The organism is Calidifontibacillus oryziterrae, from assembly GCF_000331575.1.
In the GTDB taxonomy this organism is placed as follows: domain Bacteria; phylum Bacillota; class Bacilli; order Bacillales; family Bacillaceae_J; genus Calidifontibacillus_A; species Calidifontibacillus_A oryziterrae.
Window position 1 is genome coordinate 463363 of the sequence record NZ_ANOK01000003.1, and the last position, 22191, is coordinate 485553.

Genomic DNA, 22191 nt, shown 5'->3' on the forward strand with positions numbered 1-22191 from the left:
TTGTTGCAGCAGACACCTCGGATTATGCTATACACACCTTATTTACATGGGAATAGAGGTAATTCGACAACAGCAAAAAGAATTTATAATGGTTTACAGAGAAAAGGTTATAAGGTTGCAATCTTTTCTTATGAGGAGGATAAGTGGGATGAGGAAGCGAAAGTGCAGACAGAAAAGGCAGACCTTATTCACATTATTCATTTTTACCGATTTGCAAAGTGGCAAAAACAATCAGGCTACGAGTTGAAAAATCCTTATATCCTTACAAGCGGTGGTACGGATGTGAACGAGAATTTATTTAATAAACGTGATAGACTTGAGATGCAACATCTGTTGGAAAACGCAAACGCAATTACGGTTTTCACAGATGATGCGAAACAAAAATTAATCGCTGCCTATGAAAGCATACAATTAAAAATTGAAGTTATTAACCAAAGTGTTTGGTTTCCTAAGAAAGGAATTTCTCATCAAAAAAATATCTTAATAAATGGGAACCCAACTATTTTATTACCATCAGGTCTTAGAAAAGTGAAGGATATTTTCTACTTAATGGATGAAATTATTTCATTGAAATCAATCTATGAAAGGCTTCAGTTGGTCATCGTCGGAATGGCACTTGAAGCGGATGTATATAAGGTGCTACAACAATATATGTTGGAATATGACTGGATCACATTTTTTGAAAATATACCAATTGAGGGAATGCCCAGTTTTTATGAGTGGGCCGATATCGTCCTCAATACATCCATTTCAGAGGGACAATCTTCAGCTATCCTTGAGGCAATGCACTTTGGATGTTTAGTTTTTGCACGACAAAATCCGGGGAATGCCAGTATTGTTGACGATGGTAAAAATGGTTTTCTTTTTCAAGATGGAAGTGAATTTTTGGAAAAATTCAATGCGGTGCAACATGATCATGAACTAAAGCATAAGTTAATCACACAAGCAAAGCAATATGTTCAACAATATCACAGCTTTGAAGAAGAAATAAACTCGTATATTACAGTTTACAGCAATTGTCTGGAGGATCGGAAGGGCTTCGTGAAGGAAAAAGAATAGTAAGTGGGGAATTAGTATGAATTTAAATCATCTCAAAGCCTTTGAAAAGGTTGTTCAAGTAAAAAGCTTTCAAGAGGCAGCAAAGCAGCTGGCTGTTTCCCAGCCAGCAATTTCATTAAGAATTCAAGCACTTGAGGAGCACTTTAAAACAAAGTTAGTCAAACGGACGACGGACGGTGTTCAGCTTACTCCACAGGGTGAGATCATTTTTGCAAAAGTGAAAGAAATACTTAAGCTCTGGGATGAGCTAGAAGGGCAAATATTGGGCGGTCAACCAGTAGGAAAACTTGTATTAGGCGCGAGCACGATTCCATCTGAATATATTTTGCCTAAGATTATTAAAGCATTTAAAGCAATCTATCCGGATGTGGACTTTAGCATGAAAATTTCTGGGAGCAAGGATGTTGTCGAATGGCTGAAAAATCGCTCGGTTGATTTTGTTATCACTGGAGAACCAGCTGCTAATCAAATTTTATATTCGGTCCCTATTTTAAGTGAACACTTAAGCGTTATCGCACCTGTTGAATTTATTGCTGGGGATCCAATCCCTTTTCAAGACTTATTTGTTGAAGAATGGATTTTACGGGAAGTAAATTCGGATACTAGAGCTTCTTTTGAAAAAACAATCAAAAAGCTCGGTTATGCGTATGATAGTATTAATGTAATCGCGGAGCTAGGCAGTACAGAAGCAGTTATTGCCGCTGTAGAAGCAGGGTTAGGTGTTTCTGTCATATCTTCATTCGCAGCTGAAAAAGCTGAAAGGTATGGACGAATTAAAATTATCAAATGTCATGACTTTAACGTCGAACGGAAGTTCTATTTTTCCTGCTTAGAAGAAAATAAAAATCATCCATTAGTATCTGCATTTCTAAGCTTTATTCAAAAGCATGTTAAAGAATTCAGTTGATAATAATGTATTTTATACAAATGTTGAATTACAAAGAAGAAGGCTCTGGCTAAGCCCTAGAGCCTTCTTTTACCTTGAAGAAAAAGTACATCTAAAGTCTAAATTTTAAGCGTCACTATCTTTCACTTTTATTGAAACGCCATCAAACTCATGAACTTCACCTATCATGCAGGCGTCACTAATTCCATTTTCGTGTAATCTTCGTACATACGAAATTGCTTCCTCTTTGGGCATACTCACTAAGAGACCTCCTGAAGTAATTGCGTCACATAACGAATATTGGATATGTTGAGGTATCGAAGCATCATAGCTGACGTCATCCTTCACCCATTCATGATTTGCTTTTGAACCCCCAGGCAAAACCCCTTGTTCAGCAAGTTCGTATGTACCAACAAGAACAGGGACAGCATTTTTGTAAATAGTGAAACTCACGTTGCTTCCTTTTGCCATTTCACAGGCATGCCCTAATAGACCAAAACCGGTTACATCTGTGACTGCATGAACTTGGAAGCCATCCAAGCATTCTGCAGCAGTTTTGTTTAATGTGGCCATTGTTTCAATAACCTTCTGTTCCTGTGCTTCGGTTACAACCCCCCGTTTTATCCCAGTTGTAATAATTCCGACACCAATTGGTTTTGTCAGTACTAGTGCGTCTTTCGGCTTTGCACCGATATTCCGATAAAATTTTTTAGGGTGAACATAACCTGTAACTGCCATCCCGAATTTAGGCTCTTGATCATCGATCGAGTGACCACCTACAATTAAAGCCCCTGCTTCCTTAACTTTATCAGCAGCACCTTTTAAAATGTCTGCGAGCATGTCAGCGCCAAGTTTTTTGATAGGGAAGCCAACAATATTAAGGACTGTTTTTGGTACCCCTCCCATTGCATACACATCACTTAGCGCGTTGGCAGCAGCGATTTGACCAAACATATAAGGATCGTCAACTATCGGGGTGAAATAATCTAGCGTTTGAATAAGTGCTAATTCGTCAGATACACGGTATATTCCGGCATCATCTGATGTATCTAAACCAACTAATAGGTTTGGATCATGTTCACGTTCTGGTAATAGTCGCAAAACTTGCGACAATTCGGCAGGGCCAATTTTACAGCCTCAGCCAGCTTTTGTGGACATCGCGGTTAGGCGGATTTTTTCTTGTTCGCTCACACTTGTCACCTCCAACATATAGTATAGTATATCCTTGTACACTTTCTCTATCAAAATGAATTATAAGTAAAAATTTTGATGTTAAGTTATACTTATATTAAAATAATAGCACATTAAATTTACGAATCATTTTTAATTTTGAGGAGGAGTTTTAATGGCTTATAAACTTACAGTAGAATTTTGCATGCAGTGAAATTACGCTCCAAAGGCTGCGAGTTTCGCAGAACAACTATTGAATCACTTTCGCACAAATATTACGTCAATTGAATTGATTCCGAGCTCCGGTGGTGCATTTGAACTAACAGTGAATGGTGAAAAGATCTATTCCAAGCTTGATACAGGCGAATTTCCTAATACTGATCAAATGATTTCTGAAATTGAAAAAATATAAATAATCAAAAAGCGGTGCCTACTGGCACCTTTCTATTTTTATAAAAAATTAAACAAACTACTCAATGTTAATATAACGTTGTTTTTTGCGTGAGTCTTTTGGAATGTGGATTTCTAGTATTCCATTTTTATAATGAGCTTTTGTGTTTGCAGTAGATACTTCGTAAGGTAAGGAAATGATTCGCTCAACACGATGAACATTCCTTTCCTTTTTGAAATATTTTATCGACTCATCAATCGTTTCCAGTTCACGTTTATCTTCAGCAATTATTTTCAATCCTTCATGAATCGCTTCTATTTTTATTTGATTTTGTTCAAATCCTGGTAGCTCAGCTTCAACCACAATTTTTGATCCTACATCATATATATCGACACGGAAAGATTGATAGAAAAAGGAAGGGAATGGATTCTCAAAAAAATGATTAAATATATCGTGAATGTTGTTTGAAGAAGGTAAAGATTTTTTTTCGTTATTCATCGTCTTGCCTCCTTATGCTTTTTCAATATAAAAGTATTCATATATGCGAGAAAATGTCTAGGCTACTATCATAGTTATTGATAAAACGGATAACATGATATAATATGTGTGAATTGTATGAATGGAGGACCTATAAGATGAAGCAGTATTTACGCTATTTACCACCTGTTCATGAGCTACAAAAATCCGCTAGCTTCACAGAGCTATTACAAAAATATAATGTCAGTTTTGAGCGCCTAACCGCGATTTTACAAGAACAGCTTGAAAGTATTAGAGCGGAGATTTTGCAGCAGCAACTTGAAACGAATTGTAATCAGATTAATAAGGAATATTTATCGAATTTGATCTTTGTAAGGGTAGAAGCTGCTGTTAGCCAGCTATCACAGTATTATTTAAAAACAATCATTAATGCAACAGGAACAATCATACATACAAACTTAGGACGTGCTCGATTAGGTGAAAAACAAATTGAGCATGTTGTTAACGTTGCTAGAAATTATTCCAATCTGGAATATAAAATTAGCGAAGGGAAACGAGGTTCACGGCATGATATAATCGAAGACCTCATTCGTCGAGTAACAGGAGCTGAGGCCGCAATGGTTGTGAATAATAATGCTGCTGCAGTCTATTTAATTTTGCGGGCGTTAGCGAAAGATCATGAAGTCATTGTGTCTCGTGGTGAGCTTATTGAAATCGGCGGCTCGTTTCGGATTTCTGCGATTATGGCAGAAAGCGGAGCGAAGCTAATTGAGGTTGGGACAACAAATAAAACACATTTATATGATTATGAAGAGGCAATCTCAGAAGAAACCGCGATTGTTATGAAAGTTCATACGAGTAATTTTAAAGTGGTCGGGTTTACAGAAAGTGTTAATAGCAAACAATTAATTGAGCTTGCAAATCAGCATGAGAATGTCATTTTCTATGAGGACTTAGGTAGCGGAGCGTTATATGACTTCCGAGCACATGGGATAGGGAATGAGCCGGTGGTGAGGGATGTGCTATCACAAGGAGCACATATCGTTTCCTTTAGCGGAGATAAGCTATTAGGTGGGCCGCAAGCTGGTATCATTGCCGGAAAGAAGGAATTAATTGCGAAGCTGAAAAAGCACCAGCTTGCCCGTGTTCTTCGTGTAGACAAAATGACATTTGCAGCACTTGAAGCAACATTAAAGTCTTATTTATTAGGAGAACATGCGCTTAAAGATATTCCAACTCTACGCGACATTTTGCAAACAGAAGAGGCGATATTTACGCGGGCAGAAAAATTCCAAGACAAGTTAACTGAAGCAACTACTAGTTATACTTGCGCGCTTGAAAATGACTTTTCCCAAATTGGTGGCGGAACAATGCCAGGAGAAGAACTACCAACATATGTTGCATCTGTTTCTCACATTTCTATGACTAGTGATGAGCTAGCAACTAAACTACGACTATCCACCCCAAGCATTATAACACGCCAAAGAGATGGAAAAATATTATTAGATTTCCGTACGATTACGGATGATGAACTATCACTATTAGTGGCGGGGTTTCAGGCTATTAATATTGAAAGTGAAAAATAGAATGACCGAAAACTATAATTATCAAATGATTTATAGGAGATAGTTATCTAATTACAGAAAGTACAACATTACCTTGATACGTAATCGACAAGTGTCAGCACTTGTCGATTACTCATTTCTAGGCACCTCTACTTTATTGCTAAAAAGTAGTTTATAGGTCACATCTATTGTTTCGTGTCTAACTTTTGTTGCATCAAACTTAAGCAACTTAAAAGTTATTTGAACACAAAATCCGATTACAAACGCAGATATAATAGTTCCGATACCAACCATTCCCCCAAGCCACCATCCGACAAAAACCGCTAAAAGTTCAATTGTTCCACGGCAGACACCTATTGGTAAGCCCGTTTTGCGAGTAAGTGCAACCATCAAACTGTCCCTTGGTCCTGCTCCAAATGCAGATCCAATGTAAAAATAAGAGGCCAAAGCAATAATAAACAACCCTACAATCATCACAATAATTCCAAATACGAAATCGCGTGCAATTGGGATGATTTGTAAACTGATAAGTATATCTAAGAATACCCCAATAAGCACCATATTTAAAATCGTACCAATTCCGACTTTTTCACCCAACCATACGGTTACTATTCCTATAATTATGCCAGTAATAATTGAAGCTGTTCCGATGGTCATTCCTGTTGTTTTAGCTAAACCAACGTGAAAAACATCCCACGGAGCGTATCCAATATGGGCATTCATCGTAACAACGATTCCAAGCGCATATAGGAAAAGTCCAATTATTAAGCGCAGGAAACGGATATAATAATGCTTCATCATAAATTTACTTACCCCTCTCTATCTTATAAATTATATCATTACTTCAGATTTTTGGTACTTCGGATATTATGACTATAAATCTGAATAGCTATCAAGCATACTCGACAGAGTACGTTTTTTATTTGTACATGCTAAATTTATTTTGGCAGGATAATAAATAATTCGTCATCTTTTATTACAAATAATCAAACTATATGATAAAATCAGAGCAATTTGGTAGATTTAAAGCTTCGGAGGGACACATAAATGAATGAAAATTTTAAGGCTTGGAGAAGAGGAGCAAAAGATGGAATTCCAATTGCGCTTGGATATTTGGCTGTTTCTTTTACGTTTGGAATTATTGCGAAACAAGCGGGTTTAAATCCGTTTGAGGCTATCTTTATGTCTGCAACCAATTTAACGTCTGCAGGTCAATTTGCCGGTCTAACGTTGATAGCTGCCGCGGCAACTATTGTAGAAATAGCTGTAACACAACTTATTATAAATTCAAGATACCTACTTATGTCTTTTGCTTTATCGCAAAAAATTGATCCTAATACATCAATTTTACATAGAATGTTGATGGCATATGGAATTACAGATGAAATATTTGGTGTCTCGATGACAGTAAAAGGTAAGTTAAATCCATTTTATATATATGGGGCAGTAGGAGTTGCAATGCCAGGTTGGGCAATGGGAACTTTTTTGGGAGTCGTTTCAGGTGGACTTTTGCCACCAAGGATGATCAGCGCATTGAGTATTGCTTTGTACGGAATGTTGTTAGCTGTAATTATTCCACCTGCAAAAGGGAATAAGCTCCTTTCGAGTATTATTATTGTTTCGATGTTGGCAAGCCTGTTGCTTACGAAGCTTCCTGTTCTTCACTCGATTTCTTCGGGTGTGAAAATTATCGTGTTAACAATTGTCATTGCCGGGGTTGCTGCAGCTTTATTCCCTGTGAAAGGGGTCGAATATCATGAAGGCTGATGTTATATTATACATAGTTATGATGGCGGTGGTGACTTATCTTATTAGAGTGCTACCATTGACCCTTATAAGAAAAGAAATTAAAAATACTTTTATAAAATCATTTTTATTTTATGTACCATATGTTACGTTAGCAGTGATGATTTTTCCGGCAATATTGGATGCTACCGCCTCTCAGTTGTCAGCGCTGCTCGGATTTCTCGTTGCGATCGTATTAGCATATATGGGCGGCAGCCTGTTTAAGGTTTCTATTTTTTCATGCCTGGCTGTATTTATTGTAGAGCTTTTTTTGTATTAAACCTTTTAGACTTGCATCGTTTTAAATTTTATTTTGAATACTAAAAAAACCGACAAATTTTTGATTAAATGAAAAAAGATGACTAAATCTTTTGAATTTCTTATTGACTCCCGGCTAATTCTTGGTAACGTTATATTATATTATTTTTTTCTTGGAGGCTATTATGAAATATATAAGTACACGCGGAAAAGTGAATGAAATTGGTTTTATTGATGCGGTTTTAATGGGCCTGGCAACGGACGGCGGACTTTTAGTTCCAGATAAAATACCGCAAATTACGGCTGACGAGCTTCAGGCAATGTCGCAATTGTCATATCAGGAATTAGCATACGAGATTATTTCTTATTATGTTGATGGTGAAATTTCAGAAATAGAACTAAAGGAGCTTATTGAAAAAAGCTATGGAACCTTCCGTCATTCTGAGGTTACTCCTGTTGTTAAGGTGAAGGACAACATGTATATACTTGAATTATTCCATGGCCCAACATTCGCTTTTAAGGATGTGGCACTGCAATTTTTGGGAAATTTGTATTCATACATTGCTAAGAAAACAGGGGTTACAATCAATATTCTTGGGGCTACTTCAGGGGATACAGGAGCATCAGCGATTGAAGGAGTAAGAGGTAAAGAAGGTATTCGAATTTGTATTTTGCATCCTCATGGCAAAGTAAGTAAAGTTCAAGAGCTGCAAATGACGACTGTTAATGACCCAACTGTTTTAAATTTAGCAATAAAAGGCACATTTGATGATGGCCAGAGAATAATAAAAGAAATTTTTGCAGATCTCGAATTCAAAGACAAATATCATTTGCGAGCGATTAATTCCATTAACTTTGCTCGTATTTTAGCACAAACAGTTTATTATTTTTATGCGTATTTTCAAGTTTCAAAAAATAAAAAGATAAAGAGCATTAACTTTAGTGTACCAACTGGAAATTTTGGCGACATTTTTGCCGGTTATTTAGCGAAAAGAATGGGCCTACCTGTAGGAAAACTTATTGTTGCAACAAACGAGAACAATATTTTAGAACGTTTTATCAACGAAGGCGTATACAAGCCAGGTGAATTCCGTAGCACATATAGTCCTTCAATGGACATTCAAGTAGCTAGCAACTTTGAGCGATATTTGTACTACTTACTTGATGAAAATTCTGATGCTGTAACTACAGTAATGGAGCAATTTAAGTCAGAAGGTAAAATTGTTGTGAGCAAGGAGCAGCTTCGTCAAGTACAAGCAGATTTTGCAGCACATGGAGTACATGGTGAAGAATGCCTTGATACAATCAGGAAATATCATGCAAAAACAAATTATTTACTTGATCCTCATACGTCTTGTGGTGTTGCAGCATATGAACAATGTAATGATGCTAGCGAAGTTTGTGTCACACTTGCTACAGCTCATCCAGCAAAATTTAATGAAGCAATTGAGCGTTGTGAGATTGAACAGACTTATCCTGAACAAATTCAACAACTGTTTTCAAAACCTCAATTCCTTGAAGTCGTTGAAGCGGACAATGCTGAGATTGCTCGTAGGTTGGAAAAGCATTTTACTACTGCGGAGTGAAATGAAAAAATAAGAATGTAGAGTAAACTACTTTGATTATTATGAAAGTCGACAAGTTCATTTTGTACTTGTCGACTTTAACTATTTGTGGCTATTTGCCCCAAACAGTTAATAACTCAGTAGCGACACGAGTCCATCTATATCGAGAAACCGCAAGTTCTCTACTTCTCACACTCATTTTTTTCATTAATGTTTTATCTGCTAAAATTTCTGATATCACTCTAGAGAAATTTGTTGGATCGTCTGGATCCTCGACGATCAGACCGTTTTCACGCGGAATAATCACTTCAGGATTTCCACCTCTTGCTGTTGTTACAATAGGAAGACCAGCAGCCATTGCTTCATAATGCACACGAGCGAGCGGTTCTTGCCATACAGATGTACATATAAACAGGTCGGCTACTGAAAACCAATTCTGGATTTCATCGGCAGCTACAAATCCCGTTGATACAACAGGTATTGGAAGCTTTTTAGCCAAAGCTTTAACATAGGCTACATAATCAGTCATACCGTTTTGGCTGAACCATTTACTGCCAACGATTACTAGTGCAAGATTTTTGTGCTTTTTTTCAAGCTCTGGTATTGCCCTTATAAGCCGATCGACTCCTTTACTACTTGATAGTCTGCCGGCATAAAGAAGAACTGTTTTATTCTCGATTCCATGTTCACGTCGTATTTTTTCACGGATTTTTTTCATATCGGGATGATCCCCGGGTAAAAAACGATTAATATCAACTCCGGAATAAATTGTATGAAGCTTGCTAGCGGCTTCCGGGTAAAGTCCTTTAATGACGTTTCCTACGTAATTACTTACTGTTACAATGCTTGAAACCTCTTTTAATGCAGATTGAGCCTCTGCAGGCTTAATTTTTTCATGATTAAACATATCGTTATGCATACTTAAGGTTATTTTTGCGTATGGAGCTGCTTTTCGTACGGGAAGGACTAAGCGGGGGCGATTAAATATATGAATTAAGTCAAATTGATTGGTTTGAAGGTAGTTACTAACCCCTTTTTCATAAATGTCAAACACTTTACCAGGTATGCGTACATAATGGACACCATCAACTATTTCATCGCTAGAAAGTGATGGATCATCAACACCTAGAACTGTAATACGATGAGCTTTACTTAAATATGGAAGTATACCAGTGATATATGTCTGGATTGCTCCACCAAGTACAGGAGGTACTGGAAGTTTCTCAGTACAAATCATTAATACTTTCATTTCTTCTTTTTCCCCTCCTTTTTCTTTTTCTCTTTCCGTTTTTTCTTCTTTTTGATTTCAATGTTTTCATGATTATCTAGTATAGTTATTTCCTTTTGGACTTCAGTATCTTCATACTTAGCCTTTTTCCTTTTTCCCTTTTTATCTACTTTACTCTTATCCTTTTTGACTTCTATCTTTTCGAACTTATCTTTTTTCCTTTTCTTCGTCTTGTCTTTTTTCCTTTTCTTTTTCTTATCTTTTTTCTTTTCATCTACTTGAGCAAGGTCAAAGTTATCTTCGTTACCATACCCATGTATTTTTTCAAAATTAGTCATTGACTCATTAACAGTCCAATCAATTTTTACTGGAACTAGACCGGACTGAATTTGTTCGATATTTAATCGATCATATTGACCGATATCCTTTTTCAGTTCCTCAAGTACTGGCCATTTTGATTGATCTGTATCGACAATGGTTTTAATTAACATTGCTGTTTCATTAGTTAAAAACAATTCTGGTTCATAGACAACTTCTTTAATGTGTTTGTAAAATTCGTTTGGCATGGCCAAATCGATCAATAAGATCTCAAATACCTCTTGTGAGATTGGGTTTGCTTCATGGTACGCTTTAATCATTTCTCTTACCCATGTTTCATCCCACATGTATAAATCTGCCATCGTACCTGTAATGAGTTTTCTTAAATCACGTATTGGAATGTCATACGCAACACCATCAAGGTCGATGATCCACATACCGTTTTCGCCCATCTGTCCGTTTGACCAGCCATAGTCTTGATGAACTAATCCCCACGCTTCATTTCCTAGTGTTGTTAAGTCATAATAGCTAGATTGATTTAATGCTGCTAAACCGCTTCGAGCTTGGACTTCAAATTGATCAACTACCTCTAACAGTGTTGCGCTTGCAGGCATCTCCCCGTAGGCTTTTGCGATATTACGAAACCAGTCCATTTTATCAATTGCTTTTTTGTAGCTTCTTGGCCATTTGTATAAGCGCGAAGGTGTTTCAGCTTGATTCGGTGGGACATAACCTTTACTTAAACGGTGAAATTCTCCAAGAGCATAACAAAGATGCTTTGCACCCTCTATATCTTTCGTAACAGGTACTAAAGGTTCAATCCACTCTGCAACGAACCAACATTTCCCACCTGCTACTACATAGTTTGCACCATCTTTTGTTTTTATAATTGGTGGGACATTTGCTCTTTGAACAGTAACTAAATATTCTTGAGCACCTAAGCTAAACAAGCTTCTCGTTGGGCGCCGATGCAAAAGCTTTAAGCTTTTTGGTCCAGAGTTTGTTTCGAGCTTCCAAATACAACCGCCTTTATCAGATTTTGTTGTAATGACATTCATACTTTTAACAGAGAAGCTATAATGCTTCAAGACTTCTTGTGCATACTGATCAATGTAAGTTGGAATATAAAACTCATTGCCATTTGAGTTTTGAAGTTCTTCCTCCAGCCATGGTCCAATTAATTTCTCTTCCACACTTCTCCCCCTATCCAGTTTATGATGGAATCCTAATAGATTTATCAGTACTTTTTATTAAGCTATGAAAAATAAAGGATTGTGTATAGACAACCTCATTAGAAGCTCCATAATATAAATGACTATTTTTAGTATGCTTGTACTATTTTTTGACAGGACTATGGATCCATTTTTTATTAAAAATTTTTCAAATATAAGCAAATCTCTTATACAAAGCATTTCTTAGTTTCATAGAAATATAAGGAATTCTTTTACTTGAAAAGGCGTAAGGGGGGAGTCTAATAGAGAACCAACCAAATAAACATATATTTGTAACCGGCTGCGCTGGTTTTATCGGCTTTCATTTATCGAAGCGGTTGTTAGCGGAAGGATTTTATGTTCTTGGAATTGACAACCTTAATGAGTATTATGATCGTCAACTTAAAATTGATCGATTATCGATATTGAAAACACACGCGAATTTTACGTTTGTAAAAGGATCAATTGAAAATCTAGAACTTTTAGAAAGCTTATTTGAACAGTATAAATTTGAAACGATAGTTCATTTAGCAGCTCAAGCTGGTGTTAGATATAGTATTGAAAATCCTCACCATTATATACAAGCAAATATAGTAGGTTTTACAAATATTTTAGAATGCTGTAAGAAATGGAGCAGCCATCATCTTTTATATGCATCATCTAGCTCTGTTTATGGAAATAATCGTAAAGTTCCATTTTCAGTTACCGACCGCGTGGATCAGCCGATTAGTATTTATGCTGCAACAAAAAGGGCAAATGAGTTAATGGCGTATACGTATAGTAATTTATATAAAATACCTGTAACTGGAATGCGGTTTTTTACTGTATACGGACCATGGGGGAGACCGGATATGGCTCTATTTTCTTTTACAAAAGCGATCGTAAACGAACAACCAATCGAAATTTACAATCACGGAAATATGAAGCGGGATTTTACTTATATTGATGATGTCGTTGAATCAATTGTGCGGTTGATGGAGAAGGGACCATATACTACCTCTGTTATTCCTTATAAAATCTATAACATCGGAAATAATAACCCTGTTTCATTGCAGGTGTTTGTTCACACTCTTGAAAAATATTTAGGGAAAAAGGCTATTAAAAAACTGTTACCAATGCAGCCTGGTGATGTTGTTGAAACATATGCTGACATTAGCGAGCTAGAAAAGGATATAAAGTACCATCCTCAAGTATCAGTAGAGGACGGTATTAAACGGTTTGTAGACTGGTACAACAAATATTATCATCGTAAGTAGGATGTGTTGAATATCCAAAAGTCTAAAGTAGCAAGCAAATATTTAGTAGCTTACTTAGCCAAGGAACTTAATGGTTATATCCTTGGTTTTTTGCTATGCATCTAAAGACGCAAAATTCAGAAAATAGTGAATAAAACTTGAAATTAAAATTTTTACCCTTTAGAATAACATTTAATTAAAAGTATTTTATGAAAAAGCGCTATAACTACATACAAAAACTGTAACTACATACAAATGCTGTAACTACAAACATGAGAGAAGGGAGTAGCAAGTTTTATAAACCCAATTGTACTAATTAAATTTAAAGTAGTGATAAAAACTAATAAAACAATAGGAGAATTGAAAATGAATAATTTAATCGAAGAAATATACCCTCAAATATTTAGAGTATCATTACGTATTCCTGTTCCGCTAAAAGCGATAAATATTTATTTGTTTAAAGGCAGTGAGGGTTGGAGTATAGTTGATTGCGGGTTTCATGATAAAGAAAGTGAAATTGCTTGGCATAACGTTTTTAAGGAATTAAATATAGGGTACAACGACGTATCTCAAATTATAGTCACTCATTATCATCCGGATCATTATGGTGGTTCAGGTTGGCTTCAAGAACTAACCGGAGCACCAGTCTTAATATTTGATAAAGAGAAAAAGTATTTAGACAGAACTTGGCATGACAAATCTTTTCCAACCCAAATAGAGCAGTTTTTTCTCCAATATGGAATTCCTAATGATATTGCATTAGATATTAAGGATGAGCATATAAGCAGATATGCAGCTGTTTCACCACATCCTAACGAAATTACCCTAGTATCAGATGGTGATGAAATACAACTAGGTAAGTACCGTTTTCAAACGATTTGGTCGCCGGGGCACACAGAAGGATTAATGACATTATGGAGTGAAAAGGAACGTATTTTTCTTGCAAATGACCTTGTTTTACCAAAAATCACACCTAATATTTCTTTTCATGTAAATTCTGTTGAAAATCCTTTAAGCGATTTTCTATCTTCGTTGAGAAAAATTAGAGATTTACCCGCAGACATAACACTACCGGGACATAGACAAATCATTACTGATTTAGGGAAAAGAGTGGATGAAATCATTGATCATCATGGTGATCGTTTAGAAAATGTAAAAAGTATCTTAAAGAATAAATTAGTAAGTACTGATATAGGTGTTTCAGCATGGGAAATTTCAAAAGAATTATTTGGGCCATTAAAAGAAGCGGTCCAACACCGCTTTGCTTTTGCAGAAACATTATCCCATTTGGAATATCTTGTTCATGCGAATGAAATAAAAAAAATACAGGCTGATAATAATTATTTCTATTTTCTTTAACAGAAAATAGGTAATATAAACAGGCGTGCCTTTTAGGGTAGTTGAACCAATTTTGGGTCATATTTTCCTAAAGGGTTTTTTTATTGGTTAAAAAAATGATCTTGATCAATTTTTTTAAATGATAATTGAGATATGATTTCCTTGTAACAGTTGCACTAGAAAATCAATCAAAAAGATTAGGTGGTGTGATTTTTTGAATACAATAATCGTTTATACAAGTATGACTGGTACTACAGAACTTATGGCAACTACTATTGCAAAAGAATTAATTAAGTTAGGAGAAACAGTGGACCAAAAAGATGCAATGGAAATCTTTGTAGAGGAGCTAAAATCATACGATAAAATACTAATTGGGAGTTATACATGGGGAGATGGGGAGCTTCCAGATGAATTATTAGATTTTTACAATGAAGTAAAGAATACAGATTTAACAGGCAAAACAGGGGCGGTATTTGGTCCTGGTGATTCATGCTACGAACATTTTGCTAGAGCAGTAGATATATTGGAGCAGACTTTAAAAAGTCGAGGCTGTGAAATTATAACAGATGGGTTGAAAGTAGATAGAGAGTCAGATGAACAGATAAAATCAAAATGTAGAATATTTAGTAACAAATTAGTTATCTAGATTTGAAGATGTTTTGCATCTATTCCCCACCCAAATAGAATTTGTCCTCTTTTGGGTGGGTTTTAATCTTTGCCCTGCTGCTCATTTAATTAACCTTAAAGATCGTGTCCTTGGTTATTTTTTTGACGAGTATGGTTATGGTTTTTTACCTTTTTAGATCCACTTAATGGCTGCGGTTGATTATTCCGTTCTTGCTGGTTTTTTGGTTGATTTGTACGTCCTGATCCCATAAATAGCTGTCCCTCCTTTAATATTTAGGATGGATAAATCGTTATTATTTATTCAGTTGAGTGAAAAATTAATCTGCAGTGTCGGATAAATGAATGTATCCAATTGTTTCGAAGCTTTTAACGAATGGATTACAATTTTTTTGTACACAATATAGTCTACGATACTGTATTTTTTACAAAGGAGTTGTAAATATGCCCTATAATAAGAACAAACAACAAGCATTTCAAGCTGCACAACAAGGTGTTGATCACGCCGTTGATATTTATAAAGACCTAGTCAAAAATGACCCCGATTATGGTCATCATTTAAAGGATTTAAAAAATGAAGTAAATGAGGCATTTCAACAAATTGATAACGCACTCGAGGTTGCTTCTGAAACTCAACTTGCACAACTTCGTAAATTTAGAAATGATCTTGAATCAATAGTAAGCAATGTTGATTTTGAGCAGTAAGAAAAACCGCTTCAGTTAAAAACTGGAGCGGTCTTTTCGTTGTTTAGGAATTATAAAATTTGATCCTGTGGATAAATACTATAGCACAGAGAGTAGTCCTCCAGCGCAAGCGCCTTAGCGACTAGTAAACCCCGCTCATCTCTTTTGCGAGAAGTCAACATCGACTCGTCCCTCGACGTGTTTCCTTTATCTCAGTCGATGCACTCTTATTTTTACGTCGCTAATCAGGGCGCTTATAGCTTTTGTTCCTTCTAGAGAATTGTAATCATATTTTTACTGCTTTTTCTTACGTTTTTTGTTGTTTTGTTTTTGCATTTCAGTCAATGGTTCGTTTGATAGCTCTTCATTGAACCCTGCTCCAGTTCCTTGTGCTTTTGCGGCATTCATTCCCGGAATCACGTGATTTGCTTTACGCTTAGCCATGAATTATCACCTCCACATTTATTGTTTGTCAAACTAATCATATTTATGAAAATTAAGTATAAATAACCAAATGAATGAAAAACTTATGTAGAATGATGTCTTCTAGTTGTTTACTTATATTCAGAATTCTATTAAAATGGTAGAGTAAAAAATATTTAGTGGGAGTCATATTGTTTGGCTTTTTTGATAATTCAGACAATATGAATAATTTAAAAGGGGGATCTAAATGGCAACGAATGATGTATTTAATGCTCGCAAGTCGTTTGAGGCAAACGGCAAGAAGTATGCCTTCTACGATTTGAGCGCCTTAGAAGGGGTTGGCAACATTTCGAAGCTTCCTTATTCTATTAAGGTTTTACTAGAATCAGTGCTTCGTCAAGTTGATGGTCGTGTAATTACGAAAGAGCATGTTGAAAATCTTGCAAAATGGGGCACGAAAGAATTACAAGATATTGATGTTCCATTCAAACCAGCACGTGTTATTTTACAAGACTTCACTGGTGTTCCAGCTGTCGTTGACTTAGCTTCGCTAAGAAAAGCAATGGCTGATATGGGTGGAGATGCAGCGAAAATTAATCCTGAAATTCCAGTTGATCTCGTTATTGACCATTCTGTACAAGTTGATAAAGCAGGAACAGCTGATGCTTTAGATTTCAATATGGAATTAGAATTCCAACGTAATCAGGAGCGTTATCAGTTCCTAAGCTGGGCAACAAAAGCATTTGATAACTATCGCGCAGTTCCACCAGCTACTGGTATTGTTCACCAAGTAAACCTTGAATATTTAGCAAGTGTTGTTATGACCAAAGAGGATAACGGTGAAGCTGTAGCCTTCCCAGATACACTAGTTGGAACAGACTCACATACAACTATGATCAACGGTATTGGTGTTCTTGGCTGGGGTGTTGGTGGTATTGAAGCAGAAGCTGGAATGCTAGGACAGCCTTCATACTTCCCTGTTCCAGAGGTTATTGGGGTTAAATTAACAGGTTCACTTCCAAGTGGAACAACAGCTACTGACATCGCTTTAAAGGTTACACAAGTATTGCGTGAGAAGAAAGTCGTTGGCAAGTTTGTAGAATATTTCGGCCCTGGTCTTGCTGAAATGCCACTTGCTGATCGTGCGACTATTTCAAATATGGCACCTGAATATGGTGCAACATGCGGCTTCTTCCCAGTTGATAAGGAAGCATTGAACTACTTACGTTTAACAGGCCGCTCTGAAGAGCAAATCGCTCTTGTTGAAGCATATTGCCGTGCAAACGGTTTATTCTATGTTGCTGGTGAAAGTGAAGATCCAGTATATACTGATACAGTAGAAATTAACCTTTCTGAAATTGAACCAAATCTTTCTGGTCCTAAGCGTCCACAAGACCTAATCCCGCTTTCAAAAATGCAAGAGCAGTTTAGAAAAGCGGTTGTTGCTCCACAAGGAACACAAGGTCTTGGTTTATCAGAAGCTGAGTTCAACAAAGAGGTTACAGTGAAGCTTGCAAACGGCAATGAAACAACTATGAAGACTGGTGCCATTGCCATCGCTGCAATTACAAGCTGTACGAATACATCAAATCCATATGTGTTAGTGGCTGCAGGTTTAGTAGCGAAAAAAGCTGTTGAAAAGGGCTTACAAGTACCTGAATATGTAAAAACTTCATTAGCACCAGGATCTAAAGTAGTTACTGGTTACCTACGTGATTCAGGCTTATTACCTTACTTAGAGCAGCTTGGCTATAACATTGTTGGTTACGGTTGTACGACATGTATCGGAAACTCAGGTCCATTAGCAGATGAAATCGAAAAAGCAATAGCTGATAATGATTTAACTGTTACTTCTGTGCTCTCAGGTAACCGTAACTTTGAAGGACGTATTCATCCGTTAGTAAAAGCAAACTACTTAGCTTCACCACCATTAGTAGTAGCATACTCATTAGCAGGTACAGTTGATATCGATCTAAAGAACGATTCACTTGGAAAAGACAAAGATGGTAACGACGTTAAATTCGCTGATATTTGGCCATCTTATGATGAAATCCAAGCTGTAGTTGAGAAGACAGTTACACCTGAATTATTCCGTTCAGAGTATGCGGAAGTATTCAAGAGCAATTCACGTTGGAATCAAATTAATTCTCCTGATGATGCTTTATATAAATGGGATGAAAATTCAACTTACATCCAAAACCCTCCATTCTTTGAAGGGTTATCAAAAGAATTAAGAGAAATCAAGCCGTTAACTGGTATGCGTGTAGTTGGTAAATTTGGTGATACCGTTACTACTGACCATATTTCACCAGCTGGTTCGATTGCAAAGGATTCTCCTGCAGGTAAATACCTACAAGAGAAGGGAGTTAGTCCGCGTGACTTCAACTCATACGGATCTCGTCGTGGTAACGACCGCGTCATGACTAGAGGCACATTTGCTAATATCCGAATTCGTAACCAAATTGCTCCTGGCACTGAAGGTGGCTGGACAACTTATTGGCCAACAGGGGAAGTTACATCTATCTTTGATGCAGCTATGAAGTACAAAGAGGATGGTACAGGATTAGTGATCTTAGCTGGTAAAGATTACGGTATGGGTTCATCTCGTGACTGGGCAGCCAAAGGTACTTTCCTACTAGGTATTAAAACAGTTATTGCAGAGAGCTATGAGCGTATTCACCGTTCAAACCTAGTGTTAATGGGCGTTCTACCACTTCAATTTAAAGACGGTGATAACGCAGAATCATTAGGTTTAACTGGAAAAGAAACAATTGAAGTTCAGCTTGATGAAAACATTAAACCACGTGACTTCGTAAAAGTAACGGCTACAAAAGAAGATGGTTCTAAAGTAGAATTTGAAGCGCTTGCTCGTTTCGATTCTGAGGTTGAAATTGACTACTACCGCCATGGTGGTATTCTACAAATGGTACTTCGTGAAAAATTAGCTCAATAATATAATTTTATTTCATAAATGCGTTGTACTGTACATGTGAATTTTTAATGAAGCGTAGTATTGTTGTTTGCAATACTACGTTTTTTTGTTATGATAGATACGTGTGCGGGTATTTTAGGAGGTGCGTACTTGCTAAATGATGCAATTAAACTAGGACCATTTTTGCTCCGTTATCATTACTTAGTTATTATAATCTCCGGGATCATTGCTTATCTTTTGATGAGGCATCGACTGAAGTCAAGTCCGGATACACGTGAGACCATTCTGAATTATGCTGCAAATAGTGTTTTTATTTGGTTCGTGATTTGGAAGTTTAGTTATATACTGTTTAACTTTTCAAAGGCTATTAGCAATCCTCAAACGATATTGTTTTTTTCAGGTGGAAAAAATGGAGCACTTGTTGGAACGGCAGTAGCTTTATTATATGTAGCATTTACGGTCAAAAAAACAGAAGTCAATCATAAAATGGTAATTGATACATTTATACATGGAATCATAAGCTTTTTAGCTGTTTATTATGTGGCATTATTATTTTTGATGAATGAAGTGTTCCAAAACAGTATTAAATTAGTTGTTCTAGTTGTGATATATTTGATATATAGGCGCTATCGCCAAAAGGAACATGTACATAAAAAGGAACTGTCTTTACAAGAAAGGAAGGAAATTATGAAAAAAATCATAGTTACAATCATCTTAGTTGGACTCATTGGCTATACGATATATAATGCTGCATTTTCGGAAAAAACAGCAGCAGTAGGTATAGAAAAAGGCAATGTTGCACCTGATTTTGAATTAGTCAAATTATCGGGGGAAACAATCAAGCTTTCTGATTATAAAGGTAAAAAAGTTATGTTAAATTTCTGGGCTTCTTGGTGTGGACCTTGTCGTGCTGAAATGCCTGATATGCAAGAGCTTCATGAGGAAGGTAGGGAGGATCTAGTGATCCTTGCAGTTAATGCAACTCATACAGAACAAAGTGAATCTGGACCCGCTAATTTTGTAAGTGAATATGGATTAACTTTTCCAATTTTAATTGATGAAGCAGGAAGGGTAAACGAAACATATCAAGTAATCGCTTTACCAACAACATACTTTATCGATTCAGAAGGCAAAATTGCTGACAAATTCACCGGAACATTATCATATGAACAAATGTTAAACGGGATTAGTAAATTAAATTAAAAAGCAAAGATTTTAGTATCGTAGACATTGGGATGTAATTCCCCATGTCTACTTTTTGTTTCTTGACAAATTTTGCAAATAGCGGCTTCATGTAGTTCCAAACTTTTGGCGTAGTCATGAATATAATAATATCGGTTTGGGAAAAATGAAACTAAAGTTTTTGGAAAATTTTAAATGGAGTGAAGACAATGAGAAAAATGAAAAAACGTTCTTTTAAAGAATTAGTGAATGAAAATAAGCAAGAACTGCTGCGTGATCGGGAAGCGTTAGCTAGAATTGAAGAACGGTTAGAACAACGAGCTCAAAAGAAACTTGTATAAGTAGGGAAAAGCGATCCAGCTTTTTCCTACTATTTCTTTTATATAAATCACTATTTTTGCTGATATTAAGAAGGAAAGCAAAAAAACTTTTGGAGGTATAACATTGACTAATCCTAATCAATTTCAACAATTTCAACCAAATCATATCGGAACACAGCCAAGAAAAGCAGGTAATAATAATGGGAAAAAATATCAAAATAAAACTGGAGAGTCACCTCAGGTAATGCAAACAAAAGGAGAATAATACACCAGAATTCAAGAAATACTAGTACTTAGTAATTATGAGTAAAGGAGAGATGGATATGACAATGAATCAACCAAAGCCAGATGATCGTAGTGATAATGTGGAGAAGCTCCAAGATATGGTTCAAAACACATTAGAAAATATTGAGGAAGCAGAGGCTACGATGAAATTTGCTTCACCAGAAGAACGGGCACGAATACAAGAAAAAAACAAACGTCGTGAGGAATCAATTCAAGGGATGCGTGAGGAAATAAGGGATGAAGCAGCCGATCGCGAAAAAGGCTATCAATAGAGGTAATTACTATTATTAAGAGATAACAATCTAAGTTTGCCAGAGGCTGTCTAATAGGACAGCCTTTTAACATTATGGTAAAATAAAGAAATAATAGGTGATTTGTCGTAGGAGAGGAGAAATATAAGCATGCATGTTACAGAAGTGAAGGTTGATGTTCGATATGCGGAAACAGATCAAATGGGAGTCGTATACCATGCAAACTATTTAGTTTGGTTTGAAATTGGTCGTACGAACTTGATTAAAGAATTAGGATTTGATTATGCGGAAATGGAAAAGGGTGGTATTGTTTCTCCTGTATTAGATGCGAATATTTCGTTTAAAAAGCCATTACATTTTGGAGAAGAAGCTCTTATCAGAACATGGATTGATTCCTATGATGGCTTCCGCTCTGTGTATGGATATGAAATTTTGAACCCAGAAGGGGAAATTGCTGTTACAGGACAAACTCATCATATTTGTGTAGACAAGGAAACGTTTCGCCCAATTCGATTTAAAAAGCATTTTCCGGATTGGCATGAAGCATATGAAAAAGAAAAAAGACAAATTGATTAAAAGAGGCTATTTAATAGCCTCTTCGTATTAATTATATTGAAATTCTATTTCATTATTTGCTTTATTGTAAACAACAGTTAAGTTATGATCATTAAAATACCATTCATCTTCCTTTTCAACAAAGAAAGTAATTCCATCAGTAACAACCTTTACACAAGGTTCATTTGGTAGCTCCAGTGACATTCCTAATGAGAATCCTTGTTGAATTGTGCTTTCGCCGCCATAACGAGCAAAAAATCGGATAAAGTCCCCATTAGCAACGTCCATTTCTTGTTTGTACCATTCTAGTGCGGGTTTCGTGATTGTCAGTTCCATACTAAGTTAGTCCCTCCCATATTATGCTTGTACAATAATAGTATAAAATCTAGATCATTGGATTCCAATGATAATTTTCACAATAATGATTGATTTCACATAAATGAAAGAAT

The 22191-nt window shown here is 36.2% G+C and carries 23 protein-coding genes and 2 pseudogenes; 17 read left to right on the top strand and 8 right to left on the bottom strand.

Annotation, left to right across the window (positions count from 1 at the left end; genetic code table 11):
* Positions 1-3 precede the first annotated feature (3 nt).
* Positions 4-1059, top strand: coding sequence for a glycosyltransferase (locus D612_RS0102345; RefSeq protein WP_017753873.1), 1056 nt, complete (start codon positions 4-6; stop codon positions 1057-1059).
* Positions 1060-1075: 16 nt separating this feature from the next.
* Positions 1076-1966 (top strand): selenium metabolism-associated LysR family transcriptional regulator, encoded by an 891-nt coding sequence (locus tag D612_RS0102350; protein WP_017753874.1) that lies wholly within the window; start codon positions 1076-1078, stop codon positions 1964-1966.
* A 105-nt stretch (positions 1967-2071) separates the two neighbouring features.
* Here D612_RS0102350 and selD read toward each other — a convergent pair whose 3' ends face one another.
* Positions 2072-3103 (bottom strand): selenide, water dikinase SelD, encoded by a 1032-nt coding sequence (gene selD, locus D612_RS0102355; RefSeq protein WP_407637443.1) that lies wholly within the window; start codon positions 3101-3103, stop codon positions 2072-2074.
* A gap of 187 nt (positions 3104-3290) precedes the next feature.
* On the opposite strand from selD, the gene D612_RS0102360 reads away from it, so the two are divergent.
* The gene (locus tag D612_RS0102360) at positions 3291-3527 is read left to right on the top strand and encodes an Rdx family protein (protein WP_407637441.1); all 237 of its coding nucleotides are present in this window, start codon (positions 3291-3293) and stop codon (positions 3525-3527) included.
* A gap of 57 nt (positions 3528-3584) precedes the next feature.
* Here D612_RS0102360 and D612_RS0102365 read toward each other — a convergent pair whose 3' ends face one another.
* Positions 3585-4004: an Hsp20/alpha crystallin family protein gene (locus D612_RS0102365; protein ID WP_017753877.1), complete on the bottom strand. Its 420-nt coding sequence runs from the start codon at positions 4002-4004 to the stop codon at positions 3585-3587.
* A 137-nt stretch (positions 4005-4141) separates the two neighbouring features.
* Between D612_RS0102365 and selA the strand changes: the two genes are divergently transcribed.
* Positions 4142-5569, top strand: coding sequence for an L-seryl-tRNA(Sec) selenium transferase (selA, locus tag D612_RS0102370; protein WP_017753878.1), 1428 nt, complete (start codon positions 4142-4144; stop codon positions 5567-5569).
* Between the two features lie 108 nt (positions 5570-5677).
* Here the strand turns inward: selA and D612_RS0102375 are convergent, their stop codons facing one another.
* Positions 5678-6349, bottom strand: a complete 672-nt coding sequence (locus D612_RS0102375; protein WP_017753879.1) for a YczE/YyaS/YitT family protein — start codon at positions 6347-6349, stop codon at positions 5678-5680.
* A gap of 246 nt (positions 6350-6595) precedes the next feature.
* Here D612_RS0102375 and D612_RS0102380 point away from each other — a divergent pair, with 246 nt between their 5' ends.
* The 3 genes from D612_RS0102380 (at position 6596) to thrC (ending at position 9177) form a co-directional block, all read left to right on the top strand.
* Positions 6596-7315, top strand: a complete 720-nt coding sequence (locus D612_RS0102380; protein ID WP_017753880.1) for an AzlC family ABC transporter permease — start codon at positions 6596-6598, stop codon at positions 7313-7315.
* A complete protein-coding gene (locus D612_RS0102385; protein WP_017753881.1) occupies positions 7305-7613 on the top strand; it encodes an AzlD domain-containing protein in 309 nt (102 codons plus the stop codon). Before D612_RS0102380 ends, D612_RS0102385 begins: the two co-directional genes overlap by 11 nt.
* 163 nt (positions 7614-7776) lie before the next feature.
* Positions 7777-9177 carry a threonine synthase gene (gene thrC / locus D612_RS0102390; protein WP_017753882.1) on the top strand — a complete coding sequence of 467 codons (1401 nt, stop codon included), beginning with the start codon at positions 7777-7779 and terminating at the stop codon, positions 9175-9177.
* A 100-nt stretch (positions 9178-9277) separates the two neighbouring features.
* Here the strand turns inward: thrC and D612_RS0102395 are convergent.
* Both D612_RS0102395 and D612_RS0102400 read right to left on the bottom strand, forming a co-directional pair.
* Positions 9278-10405: pseudogene (locus D612_RS0102395) on the bottom strand (glycosyltransferase family 4 protein); the annotation flags it as partial.
* Positions 10406-10806: 401 nt separating this feature from the next.
* Positions 10807-11895, bottom strand: a pseudogene (locus D612_RS0102400) (CotS family spore coat protein); the annotation flags it as partial.
* 305 nt (positions 11896-12200) lie between these two features.
* Between D612_RS0102400 and D612_RS0102405 the strand changes: the two are divergent.
* The 3 genes from D612_RS0102405 (at position 12201) to D612_RS0102415 (ending at position 15132) form a co-directional block, all read left to right on the top strand.
* Positions 12201-13169, top strand: coding sequence for an NAD-dependent epimerase (locus D612_RS0102405; protein WP_407637444.1), 969 nt, complete (start codon positions 12201-12203; stop codon positions 13167-13169).
* A 345-nt stretch (positions 13170-13514) separates the two neighbouring features.
* Positions 13515-14507 (top strand): MBL fold metallo-hydrolase, encoded by a 993-nt coding sequence (locus D612_RS0102410; protein ID WP_017753886.1) that lies wholly within the window; start codon positions 13515-13517, stop codon positions 14505-14507.
* 193 nt (positions 14508-14700) lie between these two features.
* A complete protein-coding gene (locus D612_RS0102415; protein ID WP_017753887.1) occupies positions 14701-15132 on the top strand; it encodes a flavodoxin in 432 nt (143 codons plus the stop codon).
* Between the two features lie 95 nt (positions 15133-15227).
* Here D612_RS0102415 and D612_RS0102420 read toward each other — a convergent pair whose 3' ends face one another.
* A complete protein-coding gene (locus tag D612_RS0102420) occupies positions 15228-15362 on the bottom strand; it encodes a small acid-soluble spore protein P (protein WP_017753888.1) in 135 nt (44 codons plus the stop codon).
* Positions 15363-15554: 192 nt separating this feature from the next.
* On the opposite strand from D612_RS0102420, the gene D612_RS0102425 reads away from it, so the two are divergent.
* On the top strand, positions 15555-15815 hold the full coding sequence (locus D612_RS0102425) for a hypothetical protein (protein WP_017753889.1): 261 nt from the start codon (positions 15555-15557) through the stop codon (positions 15813-15815).
* A gap of 273 nt (positions 15816-16088) precedes the next feature.
* Here D612_RS0102425 and sspO read toward each other — a convergent pair whose 3' ends face one another.
* Complete coding sequence (gene sspO / locus D612_RS0102430; RefSeq protein ID WP_017753890.1) at positions 16089-16238, bottom strand: small acid-soluble spore protein O; 150 nt, start codon at positions 16236-16238, stop codon at positions 16089-16091.
* A gap of 226 nt (positions 16239-16464) precedes the next feature.
* Between sspO and acnA the strand changes: the two genes are divergently transcribed.
* The 6 genes from acnA to D612_RS0102460 all read left to right on the top strand — a co-directional run bounded on the left by acnA (position 16465) and on the right by D612_RS0102460 (position 21763).
* Positions 16465-19170, top strand: coding sequence for an aconitate hydratase AcnA (gene acnA, locus D612_RS0102435; RefSeq protein WP_017753891.1), 2706 nt, complete (start codon positions 16465-16467; stop codon positions 19168-19170).
* Between the two features lie 129 nt (positions 19171-19299).
* Positions 19300-20352 carry a redoxin domain-containing protein gene (locus D612_RS0102440; RefSeq protein ID WP_017753892.1) on the top strand — a complete coding sequence of 351 codons (1053 nt, stop codon included), beginning with the start codon at positions 19300-19302 and terminating at the stop codon, positions 20350-20352.
* A gap of 188 nt (positions 20353-20540) precedes the next feature.
* On the top strand, positions 20541-20672 hold the full coding sequence (locus tag D612_RS18915) for an FbpB family small basic protein (RefSeq protein ID WP_017753893.1): 132 nt from the start codon (positions 20541-20543) through the stop codon (positions 20670-20672).
* 103 nt (positions 20673-20775) lie between these two features.
* Positions 20776-20916, top strand: coding sequence for an acid-soluble spore protein N (locus D612_RS0102450; RefSeq protein ID WP_017753894.1), 141 nt, complete (start codon positions 20776-20778; stop codon positions 20914-20916).
* A gap of 64 nt (positions 20917-20980) precedes the next feature.
* A complete protein-coding gene (tlp, locus tag D612_RS0102455; protein WP_154649423.1) occupies positions 20981-21208 on the top strand; it encodes a small acid-soluble spore protein Tlp in 228 nt (75 codons plus the stop codon).
* Between the two features lie 129 nt (positions 21209-21337).
* Positions 21338-21763, top strand: coding sequence for an acyl-CoA thioesterase (locus D612_RS0102460; RefSeq protein WP_017753896.1), 426 nt, complete (start codon positions 21338-21340; stop codon positions 21761-21763).
* Between the two features lie 27 nt (positions 21764-21790).
* Here the strand turns inward: D612_RS0102460 and D612_RS0102465 are convergent, their stop codons facing one another.
* The gene (locus tag D612_RS0102465) at positions 21791-22078 is read right to left on the bottom strand and encodes a HesB/YadR/YfhF family protein (protein ID WP_017753897.1); all 288 of its coding nucleotides are present in this window, start codon (positions 22076-22078) and stop codon (positions 21791-21793) included.
* Between the last annotated feature and the right edge of the window lie 113 nt (positions 22079-22191).

Bases quoted from the DNA above. Each gene is read 5' to 3' on its own strand.
- D612_RS0102375 (WP_017753879.1), bottom strand. From the start codon at position 6,349: ATGATGAAGCATTATTATATCCGTTTCCTGCGCTTAATAATTGGACTT.
- D612_RS0102365 (WP_017753877.1), bottom strand. From the start codon at position 4,004: ATGAATAACGAAAAAAAATCTTTACCTTCTTCAAACAACATTCACGAT.
- selA (WP_017753878.1), top strand. From the start codon at position 4,142: ATGAAGCAGTATTTACGCTATTTACCACCTGTTCATGAGCTACAAAAA.
- D612_RS0102425 (WP_017753889.1), top strand. From the start codon at position 15,555: ATGCCCTATAATAAGAACAAACAACAAGCATTTCAAGCTGCACAACAA.
- acnA (WP_017753891.1), top strand. From the start codon at position 16,465: ATGGCAACGAATGATGTATTTAATGCTCGCAAGTCGTTTGAGGCAAAC.
- D612_RS0102385 (WP_017753881.1), top strand. From the start codon at position 7,305: ATGAAGGCTGATGTTATATTATACATAGTTATGATGGCGGTGGTGACT.
- sspO (WP_017753890.1), bottom strand. From the start codon at position 16,238: ATGGCTAAGCGTAAAGCAAATCACGTGATTCCGGGAATGAATGCCGCA.
- tlp (WP_154649423.1), top strand. From the start codon at position 20,981: ATGAATCAACCAAAGCCAGATGATCGTAGTGATAATGTGGAGAAGCTC.
- D612_RS0102410 (WP_017753886.1), top strand. From the start codon at position 13,515: ATGAATAATTTAATCGAAGAAATATACCCTCAAATATTTAGAGTATCA.
- D612_RS0102465 (WP_017753897.1), bottom strand. From the start codon at position 22,078: ATGGAACTGACAATCACGAAACCCGCACTAGAATGGTACAAACAAGAA.
- D612_RS0102420 (WP_017753888.1), bottom strand. From the start codon at position 15,362: ATGGGATCAGGACGTACAAATCAACCAAAAAACCAGCAAGAACGGAAT.
- D612_RS0102460 (WP_017753896.1), top strand. From the start codon at position 21,338: ATGCATGTTACAGAAGTGAAGGTTGATGTTCGATATGCGGAAACAGAT.
- thrC (WP_017753882.1), top strand. From the start codon at position 7,777: ATGAAATATATAAGTACACGCGGAAAAGTGAATGAAATTGGTTTTATT.
- D612_RS0102350 (WP_017753874.1), top strand. From the start codon at position 1,076: ATGAATTTAAATCATCTCAAAGCCTTTGAAAAGGTTGTTCAAGTAAAA.
- D612_RS18915 (WP_017753893.1), top strand. From the start codon at position 20,541: ATGAGAAAAATGAAAAAACGTTCTTTTAAAGAATTAGTGAATGAAAAT.
- D612_RS0102380 (WP_017753880.1), top strand. From the start codon at position 6,596: ATGAATGAAAATTTTAAGGCTTGGAGAAGAGGAGCAAAAGATGGAATT.